The organism is Streptomyces sp. cg36 (assembly GCF_041080675.1).
Lineage (GTDB): Bacteria > Actinomycetota > Actinomycetes > Streptomycetales > Streptomycetaceae > Streptomyces.
The window spans coordinates 5,612,437-5,633,193 of record NZ_CP163520.1 but is presented as its reverse complement, the minus strand read 5'-3'; the positions used below and the strand labels follow the sequence as shown (position 1 = coordinate 5,633,193).

Below are 20,757 nucleotides of genomic sequence, written 5' to 3'. Positions count from 1 at the left end.
CTCGCGGCGGTGGTCGCGGCGCTGGTGTTCGCGACGGTGGCCACGGTCGCCAGCGCCACCGGCGGCGACTCCAAGCCCGCCGCGCACACGCCGACGGCGGTCTCGGCGGACGCCGGGTTCGCCCGCGACATGGCCGTCCACCACCAGCAGGCGGTGGAGATGTCGTTCATCGTGCGCGACCGCACCCAGGACGAGGAGGTGCGCCGCCTCGCGTACGACATCGCCAACACCCAGGCCAACCAGCGCGGCATGCTGCTGGGCTGGCTGGACCTGTGGGGGCTGGCGAAGACCGAGCCGGACCAGCTGCCGATGGCGTGGATGGGCATGGGCACCGAGCCCGGCGGGGACGGCGCGCTGATGCCGGGCATGGCCACCAACACCGACCTGGACCGGCTGCGCAAGGCCGACGGCAAGCAGGCGGAGATCCTCTACCTCCAGCTGATGACCGAGCACCACCGGGGCGGTATCCACATGGCCCAGGGGTGCGCCCAGCGGTGCACGACCGGGGTGGAGCGCGCGCTGGCGCAGGGCATGGTCGACTCCCAGCAGTCGGAGATCGACCTGATGGCCGGGATGCTGAAGGCGCGCGGGGCCACGGCCCATACGTAACACGGCGAATCCGCCCGGAGCGGGTGGCGTACGCAATCCGCCCGAGTCGGCATTTCAGCCATCAAAAGAACCCAAGTCCCGCCACTGCGGCGGGACTTGGGTTTCTCTTGGGGTACACATGTCCCCCGCATGAACCGTTCCTCACCAGAGTGACGCTGTGCATGTGCAGATCAAGTGTGCGCATGCCTCCCAGGTGAAGAGCCTCATGCAGGGGGTCAAATGAGAACAAGCCGCACCAGGCGGCGTGCCGTGAGCATGGCAGCGACACTGCCTCTGCTCGCCGGCGCACTCGCACTCGGCATACCGTCCGCCCACGCGGCGGACCCCGTGCCGTCCGGGCGGGCCGCTCTGACGGGCACCAAGCCCGTGTGGGCCACCGGCGCAGCGGACCAGGGCGCCACCGCGGGCAGCAACCGCGTCGACGCGCGCGTCTACCTCGCCGGCCGCGACGCCAAGGGCCTGACCGCGTACGCCGCGGCCGTGTCCGACCCGCAGTCGCCGTCCTACGGGAAGTACCTGAGCGCCGCCCAGACGCAGCAGCGTTTCGGGGCGACCGCGCAGCAGGTCTCGGCGGTCACCAGCTGGCTGAAGTCGGCCGGGCTGACCGTCACGGGCAGCAACGCCCACTACATCTCGGTCTCCGGCGACGTCGCCGCGGCCGAGAAGGCGTTCGACACCAGGCTGCACGACTTCCGCAAGGGGAACCGGACCTACCGGGCGCCCCAGCGCACCGCCTCCGCGCCCGGCGCGCTGGCCGACGCGGTGCTCACCGTGACGGGCCTGGACACCGCCCCGCACCGGGCGACGCACCACGACGCGCTGCCCGGCCCGGGTCCCGCGTTCAAGAACTCGGGTCCGTTCTCCACGTACTACGGCTCGAACATCGCCACCACCCTGCCGGACGCGTACGGCACCAAGGTCCCGTACGCGATCAAGGGGTACACCGGCAAGCAGCTGCGCTCGGCCTACGGCGCCGGCCGCTACACCGGCAAGGGCGTCACCGTCGCGATCACCGACGCGTACGCCTCGCCGACCATGGCGAAGGACGCCCAGCAGTACGCGGGACGCAACGGCGACAAGTCGTACAAGCACGGCCAGTACACCGAGGTGAAGCCGGCCGACTACAACAGCACCGAGGCGTGCGACGCGGCCGGCTGGTACGGCGAGGAGTCGCTGGACGTCGAGGCCGTGCACTCGGTCGCGCCGGACGCGAACATCGTCTACGTCGCGGGCGCCTCCTGCAACGACCCGGACCTGCTCGACGCCCTCAACAAGGTCGTCGACAACCGGCTGGCCGACATCGTCTCCAACTCGTGGGGCGACATCGAGGCCAATGAGACGCCGGACGTCGCGGCGGCCTACGACCAGACGTTCAAGCTGGGCGCGGTCGAGGGCATCGGCTTCTACTTCTCCTCCGGCGACAACGGCGACGAGGTCGCCCACACCGGCAAGAAGCAGGTCGACACCCCGGCCAACTCGGCGTGGGTGACGGCGGTCGGCGGCACCTCGCTGGCGGTCGGCAAGGGCGACAAGTACCAGTTCGAGACGGGCTGGGGCACGCTCAAGGCGACGCTCGCCGCGGACGGCAAGAGCTGGACCAACTTCCCCGGCGCCTACACCTCGGGCGCGGGCGGCGGCACCAGTGCCACCGTGAACCAGCCGTTCTACCAGCGCGGTGTGGTCCCGGACTCGCTCGCCAAGGCGAACGGCGCGCAGCGGATGCGCACCGTCCCGGACATCGCGGCGGTCGGCGACCCCAACACCGGCTTCCTGGTGGGCCAGACGCAGACGTTCCCCGACGGCACGGTGAAGTACGACGAGTACCGCATCGGCGGCACGTCGCTGGCGGCGCCGGTCATCGCGGGCGTCCAGGCGCTGGCGCAGCAGGCGCGGCACTTCCCGATCGGCTTCGCCAACCCGTCGATCTACGCGCGGTACGGCTCGCCGCTGTACCACGACGTCACCGACCACCCGCTGGGCAAGCGCGACCTCGCCGTCGCCCGGGTGGACTTCGCGAACAGCGTGGACGCGTCGGGTGGGCTGGTGACCTCGGTGCGGACGCTGGGGGCGGACAGTTCGCTGCACGCGGTGCGCGGCTATGACGACGTGACGGGCGTCGGGACGCCGTCCCAGGGCTACGTGGCGTCGTACGGCTGGCGCCGCTGACACCCACGTACCGCGGTACGCCCGCCCCGGGGCCGCGTCGGCCCCGGGGCGGGCGTCCGCGCGTGCGGAACCTGCGGCCCGGTGGGGGCTGGTCGCGCAGTTCCCCGCGCCCCTTAAGAGCTGGTGGCTGAGCCCGGCGTTTCGGCTGCCCCTAGCGGGTACCCGGGCCCCAGGCATCCAGGGGCGCGGGGAACTGCGCGAGAAGCGGGCACGGTCCGCGGACGAACGAGGTTCTTCAGGGGCGCGGGGAACTGCGCGAGCAACCCAGCACGGTCCGCGGACGAAGGCGGGTTTCAAAGGGGCGCGGGCAACTCCGCACGGTTCGCGTCCACCCACCCCCGGAGGGTTCAGGGAAGGGGCGGGGCGGGGGTCAGGACCGCTCTCGCCACCGCCGCCGCATCATCCAGCATCACCAAATGCCCCGCCCCCTCCACCACCCGCACCACTCCCCCCAGCACCTCCCCCAGATCCCGCTGCCGAGCCACCCACCCACCCCCACCCGCACCCCCGACCAGCACCGTCACCCCCACCGGCGGCAGCGGGAACCGGTCGCGCAGGCAGAGGAGTTCCGCCGCGACCGGGCGGTAGCGGACGTTCTCCAGGAGCAGCCCGCGCCACACCCGCGACGCCCGGTAGCACTCCCGCACCAGCCCCCGCGCCGCCGGATCGCCCCCGCCCGTACGCGACAGCCGCACCGTGGCCCGGCGCAGCAGCGGCCCGACCGCCGCCGGCATCCCGAGGCCCGCCAGCACCGCCCCGGCCAGCCGTGCGGACGCGACCCGCGCCCCCGCCGCGACCGGCACCCGTACGTCCGGCTCCACGCTGGAGTCGACCAGGACGAGCGCGGCCGTACGGTCCGGGTGCAGCCGGGCGAACGCCTCGGCGTGGAAGCCCGCGATGGAGTGGCCGACCACCGTCACCGGCCCGGCCACCCCGGCCGCGTCCAGGACGGCCGCGATCCGGTCGGCCTCCCCGGAGGCGGTCGGCGGCGCGGGGGCGGGCCCGGAGAGGCCGTGCCCGGGGCGGTCGAAGCGGACGACCGTGCGGTGCGGGGCGAGCAGCGCCGCCACCTCGTCCCAGTCGAACCAGCACATGCCCAGGCCCGCGCTGAGCAGCACGGGCGGACCGCTGCCCTCGACCCGCACGTGGTGGGGGACGCCGTCGATCCGTAGGAAGGTCATACGCGATTCTCGCGCGCCACCGCGTACGCGAGCACCCCCAGCCACACGGCCACGAGCAGCACCTGGGCCCGCTGCCCGGCGCCCAGCGCCCAGGTGCCGCGCCCGGCCTGGAAGGCGGCGATCGCGGTCAGCGTCCAGACGGTGACGGCCAGTTCGAGGACGACGAGCACCGGACCGTACCGGGCGAGCGCCGCCCAGCGGCGGTAGCGGCGGGCGGCGACGGTGAGCGCCACCACGGCCGCCAGCGCCCCCGTCATCGCCAGGCTGCTGCTGATGGCGTGCGCGGTGTGGGTGGCGGGGACGAGTCCGGCGGTCTCGCGGGCCGCGCACTCGGGGTCCACGGTGGGCGCACAGCTCAGCGGGAGCCGCGAGTCGGCGACGGTCGCGGCGCCGAACAGGACGAGTCCGGTCCAGCCCGCCACCGACCAGGCCCGCCGCTCGCACCGCCACAGCGCCCAGCCCGCCCCGGCCAGGACCAGCGCCCCGGCCGCGAGGTCGGTGGCCCGGAACAGGCCGCCGAGCGGCTGGTCGGCGGCGGCGAGTTCACTGACGTAGGTCTGCACCGGGTCGAGCCCGGTGTGGAGGAGCACTTCGAGCGCCCAGGCCGTGTACGCGAGCGCGCCGAGCGCGAGCAGGACCACCGCGGGCCGCACGCCCGCTCCACCTCTGGACATAGTGGCGCCAATGGTACTTACGGGATGGACCCCGGCGGCACCTCCATACCGGGTGGGGGTAGGGTGCGGTCCATGGCGACGGGGAAGCGGACGGCGGTGTGGGGGCAGTTGCTGCTGTTCGCCGCGCTGCTGCTCGGCATCGTCACCATGCACACGGTCGGACATCCGGCCCAGCACCCGGGCGCGGCGGACCCGACGGCCACCTCCATGACCCCGGCTTCCCCGAACCAGGCTTCCGGGATCCCGGCTTCCACGACCCCGGCCTCCGGGATCTCGGCCTCCGGGATTCCGGCCTCCGGGATCTCGGCTTACATGAACGCCGCCTCCATGCGCGCCCCGTCCACGCCCGCCGCCCCCGTGACCGGCGGCCACCACCCCGCGGCCACCGGCCCGGCCGTCGAGCGGCCGGCCGCGCCCGCCCACGCCCCGATGCGCGGGATGGACCCGGGGTCGGTGTGCGTCGCGGTGCTGGGGGTGTGGGGCGTGGCGCTGCTCGCCCTGCGGCTGCTCGCCCGGGGCCCCGCCCCGCACCGCGCCGCCGCACCGCGCCGCCGGGTGCCGAGGCCGCTGTGGCCCAACCCTCCCCCGCCGTACGGACGTTCCGTCGCCGCCTTGTCGGTGCTGCGCCAGTAGGAGCGCGCGAAGCAGCAGACGCGCCCCTACCCCTTCGCATGCCCACACCACGAGGTGCACTGTCATGTCCGCACACCACACTCGCCGTGCCGTTCTCGGTACGGCCGTCGCCGCCGCGGGCGGCGCCCTGCTCACCGCCTGCTCGGACTCCGGCGCCATGAACGGCATGGACCACGGCGCCGGGCCGGGCGGCGCCACCCCGGGCGCGCCCGGCGGCTACGTCGACCCGGCCGGGCCGGAGGTCGCCGCCGCCGAGGCCCGCCGGGGCGGCGGTCCCGTACGCGAGGTACGGCTCACCGCCACCGCGGCGCCGCTCGACCTGGGCGCCGGACGGACCGTCAGGTCCTGGGCGTACGGCGACCGGCTGCCCGGCCAGGAGGTCCGGGTCACCGCGGGCGACACGCTCGCCGTGACCCTCGCCAACCATCTGCCGCAGGCGACCTCGCTGCACTGGCACGGGCTCGCCCTGCGCAACGACATGGACGGGGTGCCGGGCCTGACCCAGCGCCCGGTCGCGCCCGGCGCCTCCTTCCGGTACCGGTTCGCGGTGCCGCACCCCGGCACGTACTGGTTCCACCCGCACTCCGGCGTCCAGCAGGACACCGGTCTGTACGCCCCGCTGATCGTCGAGGACCCGAAGGAGCCGCTGGCGTACGACCGGGAGTGGGTCGTGGTCCTGGACGACTGGGTCGACGGGGTGGACGGCTCCACCGCCGAGGGGGTGCTGGCGGAGCTGCGCGCCGGGATGGACGGCGGCAGCGGCCACGGCGCGGGCCACGGCTCCAGTTCCGGCTCCGGCTCCGGCTCCGGCTCCGGCTCCGGCGGCCACGACATGGCGGGCATGGCCGGGATGTCGATGGCCGACGCGACTCCCGGCCCCACCCGTCCCGCGGGCCCCTCGCGCATGCTGATGGGCGCGCGCAGCGAGGCGCTCGGCGGGGACGCGGGCGATGTCGCGTATCCGTACTACCTCGTCAACGGCCGCGCCCCGGACGCCGCTTCGGCCTTCGCGGCCAAGCCGGGCGAGCGGGTGCGGATCCGGATCGTGAACGCGGGCGGGGACACCGCGTTCCGGGTGGTGCTGGGCGGCCACGAGCTGACCGTGACCCACGCCGACGGCTTCCCGGTCCGGCACACCACGACGGACGCGCTGCTGATCGGCATGGGCGAGCGCTACGACGTCCTGGTGACCGCCGGGGACGGGGTGTTCCCGCTGGTGGCGCTGGCCGAGGGGAAGAACGGGGCCGCGCTCGCCGTGCTGCGCACCGGCTCCGGCGCCGCGCCCGGCGCCACGGTGCGGCCCGGGGAGCTGACCCGGCGGCTGCTGACGACCGACGCGCTGCGCCCGGACCCGTCGGTGGCGCTGCCCGCGCGCGGGCCCGACCGCACGGTGCGGCTCGCGCTGACCGGCGGGATGGCGAAGTACGACTGGGCCTTCGACGGGCGGCCGTACCGCCCGGACGTGCGCCACCCCGTGCGGGCGGGCGAGCGGGTGCGCCTGGTGTTCGCCAACACCACGGACATGTGGCACCCGGTCCATCTGCACGGCCACACCTTCGCCCTGGCGGGCGGCGCGGGCGGGGCCCGCAAGGACACGGCGGTGGTCCGGCCGGGGGCCACCCTGTCGGTCGACTTCGACGCGGACAACCCCGGCCTGTGGATGGTCCACTGCCACAACGCCTACCACGCGGAGGCGGGCATGATGACCGTCCTCGGCTACCGCCGCTAGAGGCCGCCCGCAGGGGGCCGGGCGGGGCGCCACGGCGGCGCTCCGCCCGCTCCTCCTACATTGTGTCGCTCTGACGATTAGACTGGCTGCCGTGCCCCAACTACGTCTCGCTCTGAATCAGATCGACTCGACGGTCGGCGACATCGCCGCCAACGCCGAGGCGGTCGTGCACTGGACACGGCACTGCGCCGAGCAGGGGGCGCACCTCGTCGCGTTCCCCGAGATGATGCTGACCGGCTACCCGGTGGAGGACCTGGCCCTGCGGCCGTCCTTCGTCGAGGCGTCCCGGACCGCGCTGACCGCGCTCGCGGCCCGGCTGGCCGCCGAGGGGCTCGGGGAGGTGCCGGTGGTCGTCGGCCACCTCGACCGCTCCCCCGACCGCGCCCGCTACGGCAAGCCCGCGGGCTCCCCGCGCAACGGGGGCGCCGTGCTGCACCGGGGCGAGGTGGTGCTGCGCTACGCCAAGCACCACCTGCCCAACTACGGCGTCTTCGACGAGTTCCGCTACTTCGTGCCGGGCGACACCCTGCCCGTCGTGCGAGTCCACGGCGTCGACGTGGCGCTGGCGATCTGCGAGGACCTCTGGCAGGACGGCGGCCGGGTCCCGGCCACCCGGTCCGCCGGGGCCGGGCTGCTGCTCTCGATCAACGCCTCCCCGTACGAGCGGGACAAGGACGACACCCGGCTCGAACTGGTCCGCAAGCGCGCCCAGGAGGCGGGCTGCACCACCGCGTACCTGGCGATGGTCGGCGGCCAGGACGAGCTGGTCTTCGACGGCGACTCGATCGTGGTCGGCCCGGACGGCGGGGTCGTGGCGCGCGCCCCGCAGTTCTCCGAGGGCGCCATGCTGCTCGACCTGGAGCTCCCGGCGGCGGGCCCGGTCCCGTCCGGCACGGTGGACGACGGGCTGCGGATCGAGCACGTCACCCTCTCCGAGGAGCCGGTCCCGGCGTACCCGCCGACGCTCACCGGCGGGCTCACCGGGCGTCTGGACGACGACGAGGAGGTCTACTCGGCGCTGGTCGTGGGGCTGCGCGCCTACGCGGCCAAGAACGGCTTCGCCTCGGTCCTGATCGGCCTGTCCGGCGGGATCGACTCGGCGCTGGTCGCGGCGATCGCCTGCGACGCGGTGGGCGCGGCGAACGTGTACGGCGTGTCGATGCCGTCCCCGTACTCCTCGGAGCACTCCCGCAGCGACGCGGCCGACCTCGCCCGCCGCACCGGTCTGAACCTGCGCACGGTGGGGATCGAGCCGATGTTCGCCGCGTACATGACCGCGCTCGGGCTGACCGGGCTCGCCGAGGAGAACCTCCAGTCGCGGCTGCGCGGCACGATGCTGATGGCGATCTCCAACCAGGAGGGCCATCTGGTCCTCGCGCCGGGCAACAAGTCCGAGCTGGCGGTGGGGTATTCGACGCTGTACGGCGACTCGGTGGGCGGGTACGGCCCGATCAAGGACGTCTACAAGTCGGACGTCTTCCGCCTCGCCAAGTGGCGCAACGGGGCGGCGGCCGAGCGGGGCGAGACGCCGCCGATCCCGGAGAACTCGATCACCAAGCCGCCCAGCGCCGAGCTGCGCCCGGACCAGGTCGACACCGACTCGCTGCCGGACTACCCGGTCCTGGACGCGGTCCTCGCCCTGTACGTGGACGGCGACCGGGGCCGCGCGGAGATCGTCGCGGCGGGCTTCGACGCGGAGCTGGTCACCCGGGTGCTGCGGATGGTGGACGCCGCCGAGTACAAGCGGCGCCAGTACCCGCCGGGCACGAAGATCTCCGCGAAGGGCTTCGGCAAGGACCGCCGGCTGCCGATCACCAACCGCTGGCGCGAGTCGGGCTGAGCGGCGGGACGGCGGGCCCGGAGGCGGGCCCCGGGCCCGTGAGGCCCCCCTCAGACCTTGAGGCGGGCCTCGGGCCTTCAGGCACCTCTCAGACCTTGAGGCGCGCGGCGATCGGCAGGTGGTCGCTCGGGGTGCGGCCCAGCGTCCAGGACGACTTCGGCTCGACCCCCTTGACCATGATCTGGTCGATCCGGGCCATCGGGAACGAGGCGGGCCAGGTGAAGCCGAAGCCGTTGCCCGCCGCGCCCTGGGTGGAGCGCATCTGCGAGGTGATGTTGGTCAGGGCGCGGTCGTTCATGGTGCCGTTGAGGTCGCCGAGCAGGACGACCTTCCGGAGCGGCTCGTGCGCGATCGCGTCGCCCAGGGCGTCCGCGCTGGCGTCCCGCTGGCGGGCGGTGAACCCGGCGCTGAGCTTCACCCGCACCGAGGGCATGTGCGCCACGTACACCTTGACCTTGCCCTCGGGCGTGGCGACGGTGGCGCGCATGGCGCGGGTCCAGCCGAGCTTGATGTCGACCGGCTCCGCCTCGCTGAGCGGGAACTTGGACCAGAGGCCCACCGTGCCCTGGACCGAGTGGTGCGGGTAGGCGGCGGACAGCGCCCGCGCGTACGCCTCGACGCGGTCGCCGGGCAGCTCCTCCAGGGCGAGGACGTCGGCGCCGGAGGCCACCAGCTTCCGGGCGGTCCCGGCCGGGTCGGGGTTGTCGGCGTTCACGTTGTGGGTGGCGACCACCAGGTCGCCGCCCTTGCTCTCCTTGTCGGTGAGCAGCCCGCCGAAGAGGTTGAGCCAGACGCAGGCGGGGAGCACCAGGGCGATCAGGGCGGTCGCCGAGCGGCGCCACAGGGCGAGGCCGAGCAGCACCGGGACGAAGATTCCCAGCCACGGCAAAAAGGTTTCGGTCAGACTGCCCAGGTTGCCGATCCGGTTGGGGATCTTCGCGTGGACCAGGATGACCAGCGCGATCAGCACCGCGAGCCCGGCGAGGACCAGACCGCGCCGCCAGATGCCCGGATCGCCCCGCCAGCCGTCGAGCAGGCGCCGGACCCGGGATCCGGAGCGCTCGCCCTCCGCGCTGCCGTTCCCCGTCTCCGTCACGTCCGCCCGCGTCATACCGTCGTCCTCACTGCCTTGCCGTTCGCACTCCGCCGCACCGATGACCCTAGGCGATGGAGGTGGCTTTGCCTGTCGTCGTACTGCCGTCGATGACGACGGGGCGCCGCGGTGGGTTCCAGCGGAGGGCAGCAATGCGGCGCGCTGTAGCAAAACGCTCATATTTCCTGGTCCGAGTCGTTTAAGCCTCATGTACTTATGTGACCGAGGCACCCACTTCCCGTCGGCGGGGACGGGATGCCACCATGGAAGTGGTCCGGAGACGCCGTCAGGGCGCTTCGAGATGACGAACAGGAGCCGTTGCGATGACGCAACAACTTGAGGCTGCGCAGAATCCGCCCGCGGTACGTTCCGACAGCAGCAAGGCGCTGTACGGGGGCAAGTCCACGCGCCGCGTCACCATCCACGACATCGCCGCCGCCAAGGCGCGCGGCGAGAAGTGGCCCATGCTCACCGCCTACGACGCGATGACCGCGTCGGTCTTCGACGAGGCCGGGATCCCGGTGCTGCTGGTCGGCGACTCGATGGGCAACTGCCACCTCGGCTACGAGACGACCGTCCCGGTCACGCTCGACGAGATCGCCATGCTCTCCGCCGCCGTCGTCCGGGGCACCAGCCGCGCGCTGGTCGTCGCGGACCTGCCGTTCGGCACCTACCAGGAGGGTCCGGTGCAGGCCCTGCGCAGCGCCACCCGCCTGATCAAGGAGACCGGCGTCGGGGCGATCAAGCTGGAGGGCGGCGAGCGCTCGCTGGCCCAGACCGAGCTGCTGGTGCAGTCGGGCATCCCCGTCATGTCCCACCTGGGTCTGACCCCGCAGTCCGTGAACGCCATGGGCTACCGGGTGCAGGGCCGCTCCGACGAGGCCGCCCACCAGCTGCTGCGCGACGCCAAGGCCGCCCAGGACGCGGGCGCCTTCGCGGTGGTGCTCGAACTCGTACCGGCCGAGGTGGCCGCCGAGATCACCCGCTCCCTGCACATCCCCACCGTGGGCATCGGCGCGGGCGCGGAGTGCGACGCGCAGGTGCTCGTCTACACCGACATGGTCGGCCTGACCGGCGGCAAGGTGCCGCGCTTCACCAAGCAGTACGCGGACCTGCGCCGGGTCCTCGGGGACGCGGCGAAGGAGTTCGCGGGCGAGGTCGTGGGCGGGGCGTTCCCCGCCGAGGAGCACACCTTCCACTGAGGCGCTCCCCGCCCCGGGACCGGCCAGGGCCGGCCCCGGGGCTCCGCGGGCCCTTGGCGCACAAGGCGGCCCGCCGGCGTCTGTCGGCGGGCCGTCGGCGTCCGCGGGCGCCTGTAGGCGGCCTGTCGGTGGATTGTCGGTGGCGCCTGGCACCTTGGTGGTCATGACGCGAATCGACAAGAAGTCCGGCCGAACGGGGACCGGCGCGGCCCACGCCGTCACCGTGCGGGGGCTGGTGAAGCACTTCGGCGACACCAAGGCGCTGGACGGCGTGGACCTGGACGTCCGCGAGGGCACGGTCCTCGGGGTCCTCGGGCCCAACGGAGCCGGCAAGACGACCCTGGTGCGCTGCCTGTCCACCCTGATCGTGCCCGACGCGGGCACCGCCACCGTGGCCGGTTACGACGTGGTGCGCCAGCCCCGCCAGCTGCGCCGCACCATCGGCCTCACCGGGCAGTACGCCTCGGTGGACGAGAAGCTCTCCGGCCTGGAGAACCTGTACATGATCGGGCGGCTGCTCGACCTCTCCCGCAAGGAGGCGCGCGCCCGGTCCGAGGAACTGCTGGAGCGCTTCTCACTGACCGAGGCGGCCAAGCGGCCCGCCATGACCTACTCGGGCGGCATGCGCCGCCGCCTCGACCTGGCCGCCTCGATGATCGGCCACCCGGCCGTGCTCTACCTCGACGAGCCGACCACCGGCCTGGACCCCCGGACCCGCAACGAGGTGTGGGACGAGGTCCAGCGGATGGTGGCCGAGGGCGCGACCGTGCTGCTCACCACCCAGTACATGGAAGAGGCCGAGCAGCTGGCCAACGAGCTGACGGTGATCGACCGCGGCAGGGTCATCGCCAACGGCGGCATCAACGAACTGAAGGCGAAGGTCGGCGGGCGCACCCTGCAGATCCGCCCCTCGGACCCGGCGCAGCTGGGCGCGATGGCGCGGGCCATCGCCGAGGCCGGTCTGGACGGCGTCGCGGGCAGCCAGGCCGTCCCGGACGAGGGCCTGCTCAACGTGCCGATCCTCAGCGACGAACAGCTGACCGCGGTGGTCGGGCTGCTCGGCGGGCGCGGCTTCGGCATCGCCCACATCGGCACCCATCTGCCCAGCCTGGACGAGGTGTTCCTGGCCATCACCGGCCAGAAGCCCACGCACGAGACGGACTCCGAGAGCACCGGCACGACCGAGGAGGTCGCGGCATGAGCACCGCCACCACTGCCCCCACGACCTCCGCGCAGCGGCCCGCCGGGCCGGTGCGGCCGGCCGGCGACGACGTCCGGATCGGACTGCGGGCCAATCTGCGCCACATCGGCGCCCTGGCCCGGCGCAACATGCTCCAGATCAAGCAGGACCCGGAGTCGATGTTCGACGCCGTGTTCATGCCGATCATCTTCACGCTGCTGTTCGTGTACGTCTTCGGCGGCGCGGTCTCCGGCAAGGGCAACCAGGACGCCTACGTCAACTACCTGGTCCCGGGCCTGATGGCGATGCAGGGGCTGAACATCGCGATGGCGGTGGGCAGCGGCATCAACGACGACTTCAAGAAGGGCGTCATGGACCGGTTCCGGACCATGCCGATAGCCCGGTCGTCGGTGCTCATCGCCAAGATCGTGGTCGAGATCGGCCGGATGGTCGTGGCCACCACGATCCTGCTGATCATGGGCTTCATCCTGGGCCTGACCATCCACACCTCGGTGCTGGAACTGCTCGCGGCCGTCGGCCTGTCGCTGGTGTTCGGCGCGTCCCTGATGTGGATCTTCATCCTGCTGGGTCTCACCATGAAGACGGCGCAGGCCGTCCAGGGGGTCGCCATGCTCGTCCTGATGCCGCTGCAGTTCGGCTCGTCCATCTTCGCCAAGCCGACCACGATGCCGGGCTGGCTGCAGTCCTTCACCGACTACAACCCGCTCTCCAACCTGGCCGACGCGGCCCGCAACCTGGTCAACGGCGGCCCGGTCGCCCACTCCGCGCTGATGACCCTGGCCTGGTCGGTGGGGATCACCGCGGTGACGGCGCCGCTCGCGGTCGCCAAGTTCCGCGCCCGGACCTGACCTTGACGGACCGTCAGCTCGCCCGCCAGCTCCCTCCGGGGCCGGACGGTTCGAGCCCCACCACGGCGGCGGCCTCCTCTGCGGAGAGGCCGCCGCCCTCGGCGTACGCGCGGTCGTAGGCGGCGGCGTCCAGGAGCGCCCGCACCGCCTGCTCCGCCTCGGCGCGGTGCTCGACCTCCATGGCGGTCGGGCAGTGGGCCGGCGGGAGCAGGGCGTCGTGCGCGCCGATCAGCCGCGCGGCGGCGGCCGACAGCCGCGCGCACTCCCCGGCCCCCGCCTCCTCCGGCTGCCCCGCCTCGCGCCGCGCGAGCTCCGCCAGCCCCGCCAGCGACCGGGCGACGGTGATCAGGTGCACCGAGATCATCTGCGGCGCCACCAGCCGGGCCATCGAGTCCAGCGCCCGGGCCAGGGCCTCCCGGGCGTCCGCGAGCCCCTTGGCGTACTCGCCCTCCATGTTCTCCAGCCAGCCCCGCAGCCCCAGCACGAAGCCCTCGAAGAGGGAGAGCGTGGCCGAGTTGAACTCCGCCAGCATCACCTCGATCTGCTCCCGGGCCTCGGCGATCCGGCCGGTGCGGCCCAGCCGCATCGCCAGGAACATCCGGGCCGCGGGCTGCGCCTCGTACCCGGCCCGGCGGCCCTGGGCGACGATCTCGCGCAGCATCGCCTCGCCGCGCTCGCCGTCGCCGCCCTCGACCAGCACCCCGGCCAGCCGCGCCTTCAGGAGCGAGACCTGGCCGGTGGCGCCGAGCCGCTCGGCGGACTCGACGGCGGCGGCGAAGTCCTCGACGGCCGGTCCGTACTCGCCGCGCCGCTCCCGGGCCTCGCCGCGCGCCGAGAGCGCCTCCGCGGCGCCCCAGTCGTCGCCGAGGCGGCGGAAGATCGCCAGGGCGGCGTCGGCGTCGTGGCTCGCCTCCCCGGCCCAGTCGCCGCGGTTGGCGAGGACGTTGGCCCGCATCTCCAGGGCGTTGGCCAGCTCCCACTCGTACCCGAGCTCCTCGCAGGCCCGCACCGTCGCGTCGAGCAGGTCCTTGAGCGCGAGGCCGTCGCTGATCAGCAGCATCGGGTAGAACCACAGCGCGCCGGGCATCCGGCAGGTCTGCGGCAGGCCCGGCCGGTACACGCCCACGATGGTGCGCAGCCGCTCCCGGGCCTCGGGACGGGTCCAGGTGTCGACCTGGTGGTCCATGGCCGCGATCAGCATCAGCCGCACCCCGCGCCGCGCCTCCTGGAGCACCTCCGGGGCCATCGGCGGCGGGCTGTCGGTGCAGCGCTCGTACACCGGCGGCGCCGGGGCGGCGGGCGGGGCGAACGGGTCGGGACCCAGCGCGGCGGCGCCCTCGGCCCAGTGCCGGGCCTCGCCGCGCATGTCCCGCATGTGCCAGTACGAGGAGAGCGCGTGCACCAGGCAGAGCGCCTCGTGCTCGTCGGCGAGGGCGAGGGCCCGGCGCAGCGCGGTGCGCAGGTTCTCGTACTCCCGCTCCAGGAGCGCCACGGCCGCCCGCTGGCCCCGGCCGCGCAGCTCGGGGTCGGTGGTGCGGGCCAGCTCGCGGTAGCGCACCAGATGGCGGCGCTCGGTGGCGTCCCGGTCGCCGGCGGCGTCGAGCCGCTCCGCCGCGTACTCGCCGACGGTCTCCAGGAGCCGGTAGCGCATCCCCTCGTCGCCGGGCGCGGCCACGACCAGCGACTTGTCGACGAGGGAGCCGAGCAGCGGCGCCACGTCGGCGGCGCCGACCGGGCCCGCCGGGCCGTCCGCGCAGACCTCCTCGGCGGCGGCCAGGTCGCAGCCGCCCGCGAAGACCGAGAGCCGCCGCAGCACCGTGCGCTCCGGCTCCTCCAGGAGCTCCCAGGACCAGTCGACGACCGCGCGCAGGGTCTGCTGACGCGGCAGTACGGTCCGGCTGCCGCTGGTCAGCAGGCGGAACCGGTCGTCGAGCCGGTCCGCGATCTGACGGGGCGTCAACATCCGGAGCCGGGCCGCCGCCAGCTCCACCGCCAGCGGCAGACCGTCCAGCCGGCGGCAGATCTCCGCCGCCGCCTCCGGGTCGTCCTCGACGCGGAAGCCCGGCCGGGCCGCCGCACCCCGGTCGGCGAGCAGCCGCAGCGCCATCGGCCCCGGCAGCGGCTCCACCGGCCGCACCAGCTCGCCCGGCACCCCCAGCGGCTCCCGGCTGGTGGCGAGCACGGTCAGCCCGGGACAGCGGGCCAGCAGGTACTCGGCGAGCTCGGCGGCGGCGCCGACCACGTGCTCGCAGTTGTCCAGGAGCAGCAGCATCCGACGGCGCTCGCAGTGCGCGGCCAGCTGCACCAGCGGGTCGCCGCCGGCCCGGTCGGCGGCCCGCAGCTCCTCCGCGCCCGCGCCGTGCAGCACCGTCTCGCGGGCGCCGACGGCGGTCAGGACGGCGGCGGCCACGGCCGCCGGATCGGCCACCGGCGCGAGCTCCGCCAGCCACACCCCGTCCGGCCAGCCGCCCCCGGCCGCGCCGACGGCCTCGGCGGCCTCCTGGGAGAGCCGTGTCTTGCCCGCGCCGCCCGGCCCGAGCAGGGTCACCAGCCGCGCGCGGCCCAGGTCGTCCCGGATGGCCCCGATGTCGGCCTCGCGCCCCACGAAGGAGGTGAGGCGGGCCCGCAGGTTCCCGGGCGGCGCGGGGGGCGGCGCGGGGCGCACGGCCCCTTCCCCGGCGGGCGCGACGGGTGCGGGGCGCGGGGCGGGCTCGGCCGGGGTCCGCAGCAACTCCGCGTGCAGGGCGCGCAGTTCCGGGCCCGGATCGATGCCGAGGCGGTCGGCGAGGGTGCGGCGCGCCTCCTCGTACGCGGCGAGCGCCTCGGCCGGGCGGCCCGCCGCGCGCAGGGCGCGGATGCGCAGCGCGTGCAGCGGCTCGTCCAGCGGGTGCCCGGTGGAGAGCGCGCCGAGCTCGGGCAGCACCTCCTCGGCGCGGCCGAGCGCGAGGGCGGCGCCGGACCGGGCCCGGCGGGCGTCCAGGCGGCGGGCCTCCCAGCGGGCCGCCTCGGCGGCGCGGTCCGGCAGATCGGCCAGGACCGGCCCGCCCCACAGCGCCAGCGCGTCGTCGAGCAGCCCGAGCGCCTTGGCCGGGTCGCCCTGGTCCAGGGCGCGCGCGCCTTCCTGGGCGAGCCGCTCGAAGCGGTAGAGGTCGATGTCGTCGGGCTCGGCGGCCAGCCGGTAGCCACCGCCCTCCACCGAGGCGACCGCCCGGTGCCCGACGGCCCGGCGCAGCCGTCCGACCAGCGCCTGGAGCGCGCCCGCGGCGTCCGCGGGCGGCGCGCCGTTCCACACCTCGTCGACGAGCAGGGCCGCCGGGACCGTACGGCCGGGGCGCAGGGCGAGCACGGTCAGCAGGGCGCGCAGCCGCGCCCCGCCCACGGCGACCGCCGTTCCTTCGGGGTTCAACAGCTGGGTGGTGCCGATAATCCGGTAGCGCACCCGTCCATTCTCCGTGACGCCCGCGGCGGCGCCGCCCACCGGTCACCGGCTCCGGCCAACAGCCGCCCAAGAGACGGTGACCGGCGGTGGAACTCGGACGGGATGGCCGGACGTTGCGGGGGTAACACCTGTACGGTCGGGCCCGTCCGACCGCGCACCTCCACCCCGGGAGCCCCGTTCATGGCCACCGCCACCTCGCGCCGCAGCGACCGGAGGATCAGCCCGGTCTTCCTGGGGATCGTCGCCGTCACGGCGGTCGCCGGGTGGGCGGTGTGGACGGGCTTCTCCAGCGCTCCGGGCTTCGCCGTCTTCCTCTTCGTGACCGGCGCCTGGATCGTCTCCCTGTGCCTGCACGAGTACGCGCACGCCCGCACCGCGCTGCACGGCGGGGACATCACGGTGGGCGCCAAGGGCTACCTCACGCTCAACCCGCTGAAGTACACGCACGCGATGCTGTCGATCGTGCTGCCCGTCATCTTCGTGATCATGGGCGGCATCGGTCTGCCCGGCGGCGCGGTCTTCATCGAGCGCGGCCGGATCCGGGGCCGCTGGAAGCACAGCCTGATCTCGGCGGCGGGCCCGCTCACCAACGCGCTGTTCGCCGTGGTGTGCACGGCCCCGTTCTGGCTGCACGCGCTGGACGGCGTCCCGGCCGGGTTCCGTTACGCGCTGGCGTTCCTGGCGCTGCTCCAGGTCACGGCGGCGATCCTGAACTTCCTGCCGGTCCCGGGCCTCGACGGGTACGGGGTGATCGAGCCCTGGCTCTCGCACTCGGTGCGCCGCCAGATCGAGCCGTTCGCGCCCTTCGGGCTGCTCGCGGTCTTCGCGGTCCTGTGGCTGCCGTCGGTGAACGACGTGTTCTTCGACGCCATCCACTCGATCCTGCGCGGCCTCGGCGTCACCGAGTGGGACACCTACTGGGGCCAGCGCCTCTACCGCTTCTGGCAGGGCACCCCGGACATCCCGTCGCTGATCACCGGCTGACGCCGGCCGCCCGCTCCGCCCTGGCCCTGCGCAGGTAGTACCAGGCCATGTTGGAGGAGAGCCCGGCGAGCAGGATCCAGACGACACCGGTCCAGTTGCCCTCGACGAAGGAGACCACGGCCGCGGCGACCGAGAGGGCGCAGACGACGAGGGCGTACAGAGCGAGGCGGGGCATGGGGGTCGGCTCCTGTCCGGGTACGGCACTGATGCCCGTCCAGTGTCCCCCATGCCCCGGCCGCAGCTACACGTCGGTCACGCGCAGCCCGGCGTGCGCCTTGTAGCGGCGGTTGACGGAGATCAGATTGGCGACCAGCGACTCCACCTGGTGGGCGCCCCGCAGCCGCCCCGCGAAGACGCCCCGCATCCCCGGGATCCGGGCGGCCAGCGCCTGCACCAGGTCGGTGTCGGCGCGGCTCTCGCCGAGCACCATCACATCGGTGTCGATCTCCTCGATCGAGGGGTCCTGGAGGAGCACGGCCGAGAGGTGGTGGAAGGCGGCGGTCACCCGCGAGTCCGGCAGCAGGGCGGCGGCCTGCTCGGCGGCGCTGCCCTCCTCGGGCTTGAGGGCGTAGGCGCCCTTCTTGTCGAAGCCGAGCGGGTTGACGCAGTCGACGACCAGCTTGCCCGCCAGCTCCTCGCGCAGCGCCTCCAGGGTCCTGGCGTGCCCGTCCCACGGCACCGCGACGATCACGACGTCGCTGCGGCGCGCGCACTCGGCGTTGTCGGCGCCCTCCACCCCGAGGCCGATCTCCTCGGCGGCGGCGCGGGCGCGCTCGGCGGCGCGGGAGCCGATGATCACCTTCTGGCCGGCGCGGGCCAGCCGGTAGGCGAGGCCGCGGCCCTGGTCGCCGGTGCCGCCGAGCACACCGACCACCAGACCGGACACGTCGGGCAGGTCCCACGGGTCCTTGGCGGCGGGCTTGGGGGTGTTCGCGGCACTCTCAGTAGAAGTCATGGGCCGACCTTACGCCGGGGATTACCCCGGAGTACGAACCAGGTGCGCCCGCTCCCGTTCGGGTGAGGAGTGGCCGAAGTGCCGCCCCGGGAAGGCGCGGTGCGCGAGGATGCCGGGCCATGGATGCCGTACGCGTCGCACTGTTGCGGGAAGTCCTGGCGGGGACGGAGTGGCTGCGCGGCACCCGCCGGTTCGCCGGGGCGCTGCGGGCGTCCGTGGTGCCCAACGGCGGGGGCCTGCTGCTGGTGGGGACCGAGGCGTACGAGCCGTGGCACCTGGCGGCGCACCTCACCGACGAGGCGGCCTGGTCGGGGCTGCCCGAACTCACCCCGACGCTGGTGCGGCACCGGGTGGAGCCCGGCGGGCCGCCGCACCTGTCGGTCGGGCTCGGCCGGCTGGCGGCGGCCGGAAGGGGCGAGACGCTCCTGGTGGTGGCGCCGGAGCGGCCCCAGGACCCGGTCCTCGAACGGATGCACGACGCCCGGCGGGCCGGGGCGCGGGTGCTGTCCCTGGACGGCGGCGACTGCGAGGTGCAGGGCCTGGTCCACGAGTCGCTGACGGTCCCGCCGGGCGCGGAGCTCGACCTGGACACGGTCCAGCACCTGGTCAGCGCGGCGGCCGGGGAGAACGGCCTGCCCGTCCAACGGGGCCGCCGGCGCTTCCGCGACCGCCTCTCCCACCTGGCCGACCAGCTGACGGCACCACCGCCCATGCGGTGGTGAGGTGGGTTCGTGCGAGGGGTGCCGGGATCCCCTGACAGGGCGGGCAGCAACCGCTCCGGGGCGTAATTCGGTTGCCGCCGGTCCGGCGCAAACGGAACATGGCCTCTCGTGTCCTCCTCCTCCCGATTGCGCGCGGTCCTGCCCGACCTCTCGCCCTGGCGCTCCAGCGCGGACTACCGGCTGCTGTGGGTCCAGGGCCTGATCACCACCTTCGGCAGCTTCATGGCCCTGGTGGCGCTGCCGCTCCAGCTGAAGGAGCTGACCGGGTCACCGCTGGCGGTCGGTGTGATGGGGGCCGTCGAACTGGTGCCGCTCGTGGTCTGCGGCCTGTACGGCGGCGCGCTCGCGGACGCCGTCGACCGCCGCAAGGTGATCCTGGGCACCGAGGCGGGCCTGGGCCTGCTGGCCCTGCTGCTGCTCGGCAACGCGGCCCTGCCGCACCCGATGCTGTGGCCGCTGTACGTCGTCGCCGCGGGCGTATCGGCCCTCGCCGGGCTCCAGCGCCCCGCCCTCGACTCGCTGCAGGCCCGGATCGTCCCGCACGACCAGATCCCGGCCGCCGCCGCGCTCAACGCGGTGCGCTGGCAGCTCGGCGCGATCGCGGGCCCGTCGCTGGCGGGCATCGTGGTGGCGTACGCGGGCACCGCCACGGCGTACGCCTGCACGGTCGTCACCTTCGCCGTCTCGGTGCTCATGTGCCTGCGGCTCTCCCCCGCGCCGCCCGCGCACGGCGCGGAGAAGCCGTCGCTGCGGGGCATAGCGGAGGGCGCCCGGTACGCCTGGTCGCGCCCGGTGCTGCTCGGCACCTACGCGATCGACCTCGCCGCGATGTTCTTCGCCTTCCCGAACGCGATCTTCCCCTTCCTCGCCGACGACCTGGGGGCGCCCTGGGCGCTGGGTCTGATGTACGCGGCCGGGTCGCTCGGCTCGGTGCTGCTCAGCCTGACCAGCGGCTGGACCTCACGGGTGCGCCGGCACGGCCTGTTCGTGGTGGCCGGGGCCGCGGTGTGGGGCGCGGCGATCGTGGGCGCGGGGCTGCTGCCCAACGTCTGGCTGGTCCTGGCCTGCCTGGCGCTGGCGGGCGCGGGCGACATGCTGAGCGGACTGGGCCGCTCCACCATCTGGAACCAGACGATCCCGGAGGAGCTGCGCGGGCGGCTCGCGGGGATCGAGGTCCTCTCGTACAGCGTGGGCCCGCAGCTCGGCCAGGTGCGGGCCGGAGCGATGGCCGGATGGACCGGGACGCGCACGGCGGTCTGGTCCGGCGGCGTGGCCTGCGTGGCCGCGGTCGGCCTGCTCGCGGCGGCGCTGCCGAAGCTGCTCACGTACGACGCCGCGACCGACCCGGACGCGGCGGCCCGCCGGGCGGCCAAGCAAGAACACGACGCCCCGGCACCGGCGGTGGGCTGAGGGGCCGGCGGGGGCGTCGGGGCCGGGCACGGCTTCATGTGTCGGCGCCAGGCGTCGGCCGCCGGGCCAGA

Annotated in this window: 16 protein-coding genes and 1 pseudogene; 11 read left to right on the top strand and 6 right to left on the bottom strand. The window is 74.3% G+C overall.

Annotated features, from left to right (window positions below):
• Positions 1-36 precede the first annotated feature (36 nt).
• Both AB5J87_RS24940 and AB5J87_RS24935 read left to right on the top strand, forming a co-directional pair.
• Positions 37-609 (top strand): DUF305 domain-containing protein, encoded by a 573-nt coding sequence (locus tag AB5J87_RS24940; RefSeq protein ID WP_369383663.1) that lies wholly within the window; start codon positions 37-39, stop codon positions 607-609.
• Positions 610-864: 255 nt separating this feature from the next.
• Complete coding sequence (locus AB5J87_RS24935; protein ID WP_369379428.1) at positions 865-2,775, top strand: protease pro-enzyme activation domain-containing protein; 1,911 nt, start codon at positions 865-867, stop codon at positions 2,773-2,775.
• Positions 2,776-3,122: 347 nt separating this feature from the next.
• Here the strand turns inward: AB5J87_RS24935 and AB5J87_RS24930 are convergent, their stop codons facing one another.
• Positions 3,123-3,956, bottom strand: a complete 834-nt coding sequence (locus AB5J87_RS24930; protein ID WP_369379426.1) for an alpha/beta fold hydrolase — start codon at positions 3,954-3,956, stop codon at positions 3,123-3,125.
• Positions 3,953-4,630 carry a DUF998 domain-containing protein gene (locus AB5J87_RS24925; RefSeq protein WP_369379425.1) on the bottom strand — a complete coding sequence of 226 codons (678 nt, stop codon included), beginning with the start codon at positions 4,628-4,630 and terminating at the stop codon, positions 3,953-3,955. Before AB5J87_RS24925 ends, AB5J87_RS24930 begins: the two co-directional genes overlap by 4 nt.
• 72 nt (positions 4,631-4,702) lie before the next feature.
• On the opposite strand from AB5J87_RS24925, the gene AB5J87_RS24920 reads away from it, so the two are divergent.
• The 3 genes from AB5J87_RS24920 to AB5J87_RS24910 all read left to right on the top strand — a co-directional run bounded on the left by AB5J87_RS24920 (position 4,703) and on the right by AB5J87_RS24910 (position 8,832).
• Complete coding sequence (locus tag AB5J87_RS24920; protein ID WP_369379423.1) at positions 4,703-5,263, top strand: hypothetical protein; 561 nt, start codon at positions 4,703-4,705, stop codon at positions 5,261-5,263.
• Positions 5,264-5,327: 64 nt separating this feature from the next.
• Positions 5,328-6,992 (top strand): multicopper oxidase family protein, encoded by a 1,665-nt coding sequence (locus AB5J87_RS24915; protein WP_369379422.1) that lies wholly within the window; start codon positions 5,328-5,330, stop codon positions 6,990-6,992.
• Positions 6,993-7,083: 91 nt separating this feature from the next.
• On the top strand, positions 7,084-8,832 hold the full coding sequence (locus AB5J87_RS24910; protein ID WP_369379420.1) for an NAD+ synthase: 1,749 nt from the start codon (positions 7,084-7,086) through the stop codon (positions 8,830-8,832).
• Positions 8,833-8,920: 88 nt separating this feature from the next.
• On the opposite strand, the gene AB5J87_RS24905 is transcribed toward AB5J87_RS24910, so the two are convergent.
• A complete protein-coding gene (locus tag AB5J87_RS24905) occupies positions 8,921-9,943 on the bottom strand; it encodes an endonuclease/exonuclease/phosphatase family protein (RefSeq protein WP_369379419.1) in 1,023 nt (340 codons plus the stop codon).
• A 305-nt stretch (positions 9,944-10,248) separates the two neighbouring features.
• Between AB5J87_RS24905 and panB the strand changes: the two genes are divergently transcribed.
• The 3 genes from panB (at position 10,249) to AB5J87_RS24890 (ending at position 13,176) form a co-directional block, all read left to right on the top strand.
• Positions 10,249-11,127: a 3-methyl-2-oxobutanoate hydroxymethyltransferase gene (gene panB / locus AB5J87_RS24900; RefSeq protein WP_369379417.1), complete on the top strand. Its 879-nt coding sequence runs from the start codon at positions 10,249-10,251 to the stop codon at positions 11,125-11,127.
• 163 nt (positions 11,128-11,290) lie between these two features.
• The gene (locus tag AB5J87_RS24895; RefSeq protein ID WP_369379416.1) at positions 11,291-12,328 is read left to right on the top strand and encodes an ATP-binding cassette domain-containing protein; all 1,038 of its coding nucleotides are present in this window, start codon (positions 11,291-11,293) and stop codon (positions 12,326-12,328) included.
• A complete protein-coding gene (locus AB5J87_RS24890; RefSeq protein WP_369379415.1) occupies positions 12,325-13,176 on the top strand; it encodes an ABC transporter permease in 852 nt (283 codons plus the stop codon). Before AB5J87_RS24895 ends, AB5J87_RS24890 begins: the two co-directional genes overlap by 4 nt.
• A gap of 13 nt (positions 13,177-13,189) precedes the next feature.
• On the opposite strand, the gene AB5J87_RS24885 is transcribed toward AB5J87_RS24890, so the two are convergent.
• On the bottom strand, positions 13,190-16,615 hold the full coding sequence (locus AB5J87_RS24885; protein WP_369379413.1) for a BTAD domain-containing putative transcriptional regulator: 3,426 nt from the start codon (positions 16,613-16,615) through the stop codon (positions 13,190-13,192).
• A gap of 180 nt (positions 16,616-16,795) precedes the next feature.
• Here AB5J87_RS24885 and AB5J87_RS24880 point away from each other — a divergent pair, with 180 nt between their 5' ends.
• Positions 16,796-17,599 (top strand): site-2 protease family protein, encoded by an 804-nt coding sequence (locus tag AB5J87_RS24880; protein WP_369379412.1) that lies wholly within the window; start codon positions 16,796-16,798, stop codon positions 17,597-17,599.
• Here the strand turns inward: AB5J87_RS24880 and AB5J87_RS24875 are convergent.
• Both AB5J87_RS24875 and npdG read right to left on the bottom strand, forming a co-directional pair.
• Positions 17,589-17,827: pseudogene (locus AB5J87_RS24875) on the bottom strand (hypothetical protein). The gene AB5J87_RS24880 and the pseudogene AB5J87_RS24875 sit on opposite strands and share 11 nt — an antisense overlap.
• Positions 17,828-17,840: 13 nt before the next feature.
• Positions 17,841-18,554, bottom strand: coding sequence for an NADPH-dependent F420 reductase (gene npdG / locus AB5J87_RS24870; protein ID WP_369379411.1), 714 nt, complete (start codon positions 18,552-18,554; stop codon positions 17,841-17,843).
• Positions 18,555-18,673: 119 nt separating this feature from the next.
• Between npdG and AB5J87_RS24865 the strand changes: the two genes are divergently transcribed.
• Both AB5J87_RS24865 and AB5J87_RS24860 read left to right on the top strand, forming a co-directional pair.
• Entirely contained in the window at positions 18,674-19,276 is a 603-nt protein-coding gene (locus tag AB5J87_RS24865; protein ID WP_369379409.1) for a hypothetical protein, read from the top strand.
• Positions 19,277-19,384: 108 nt separating this feature from the next.
• Positions 19,385-20,686, top strand: coding sequence for an MFS transporter (locus AB5J87_RS24860; RefSeq protein WP_369379408.1), 1,302 nt, complete (start codon positions 19,385-19,387; stop codon positions 20,684-20,686).
• Positions 20,687-20,757 lie beyond the last annotated feature (71 nt).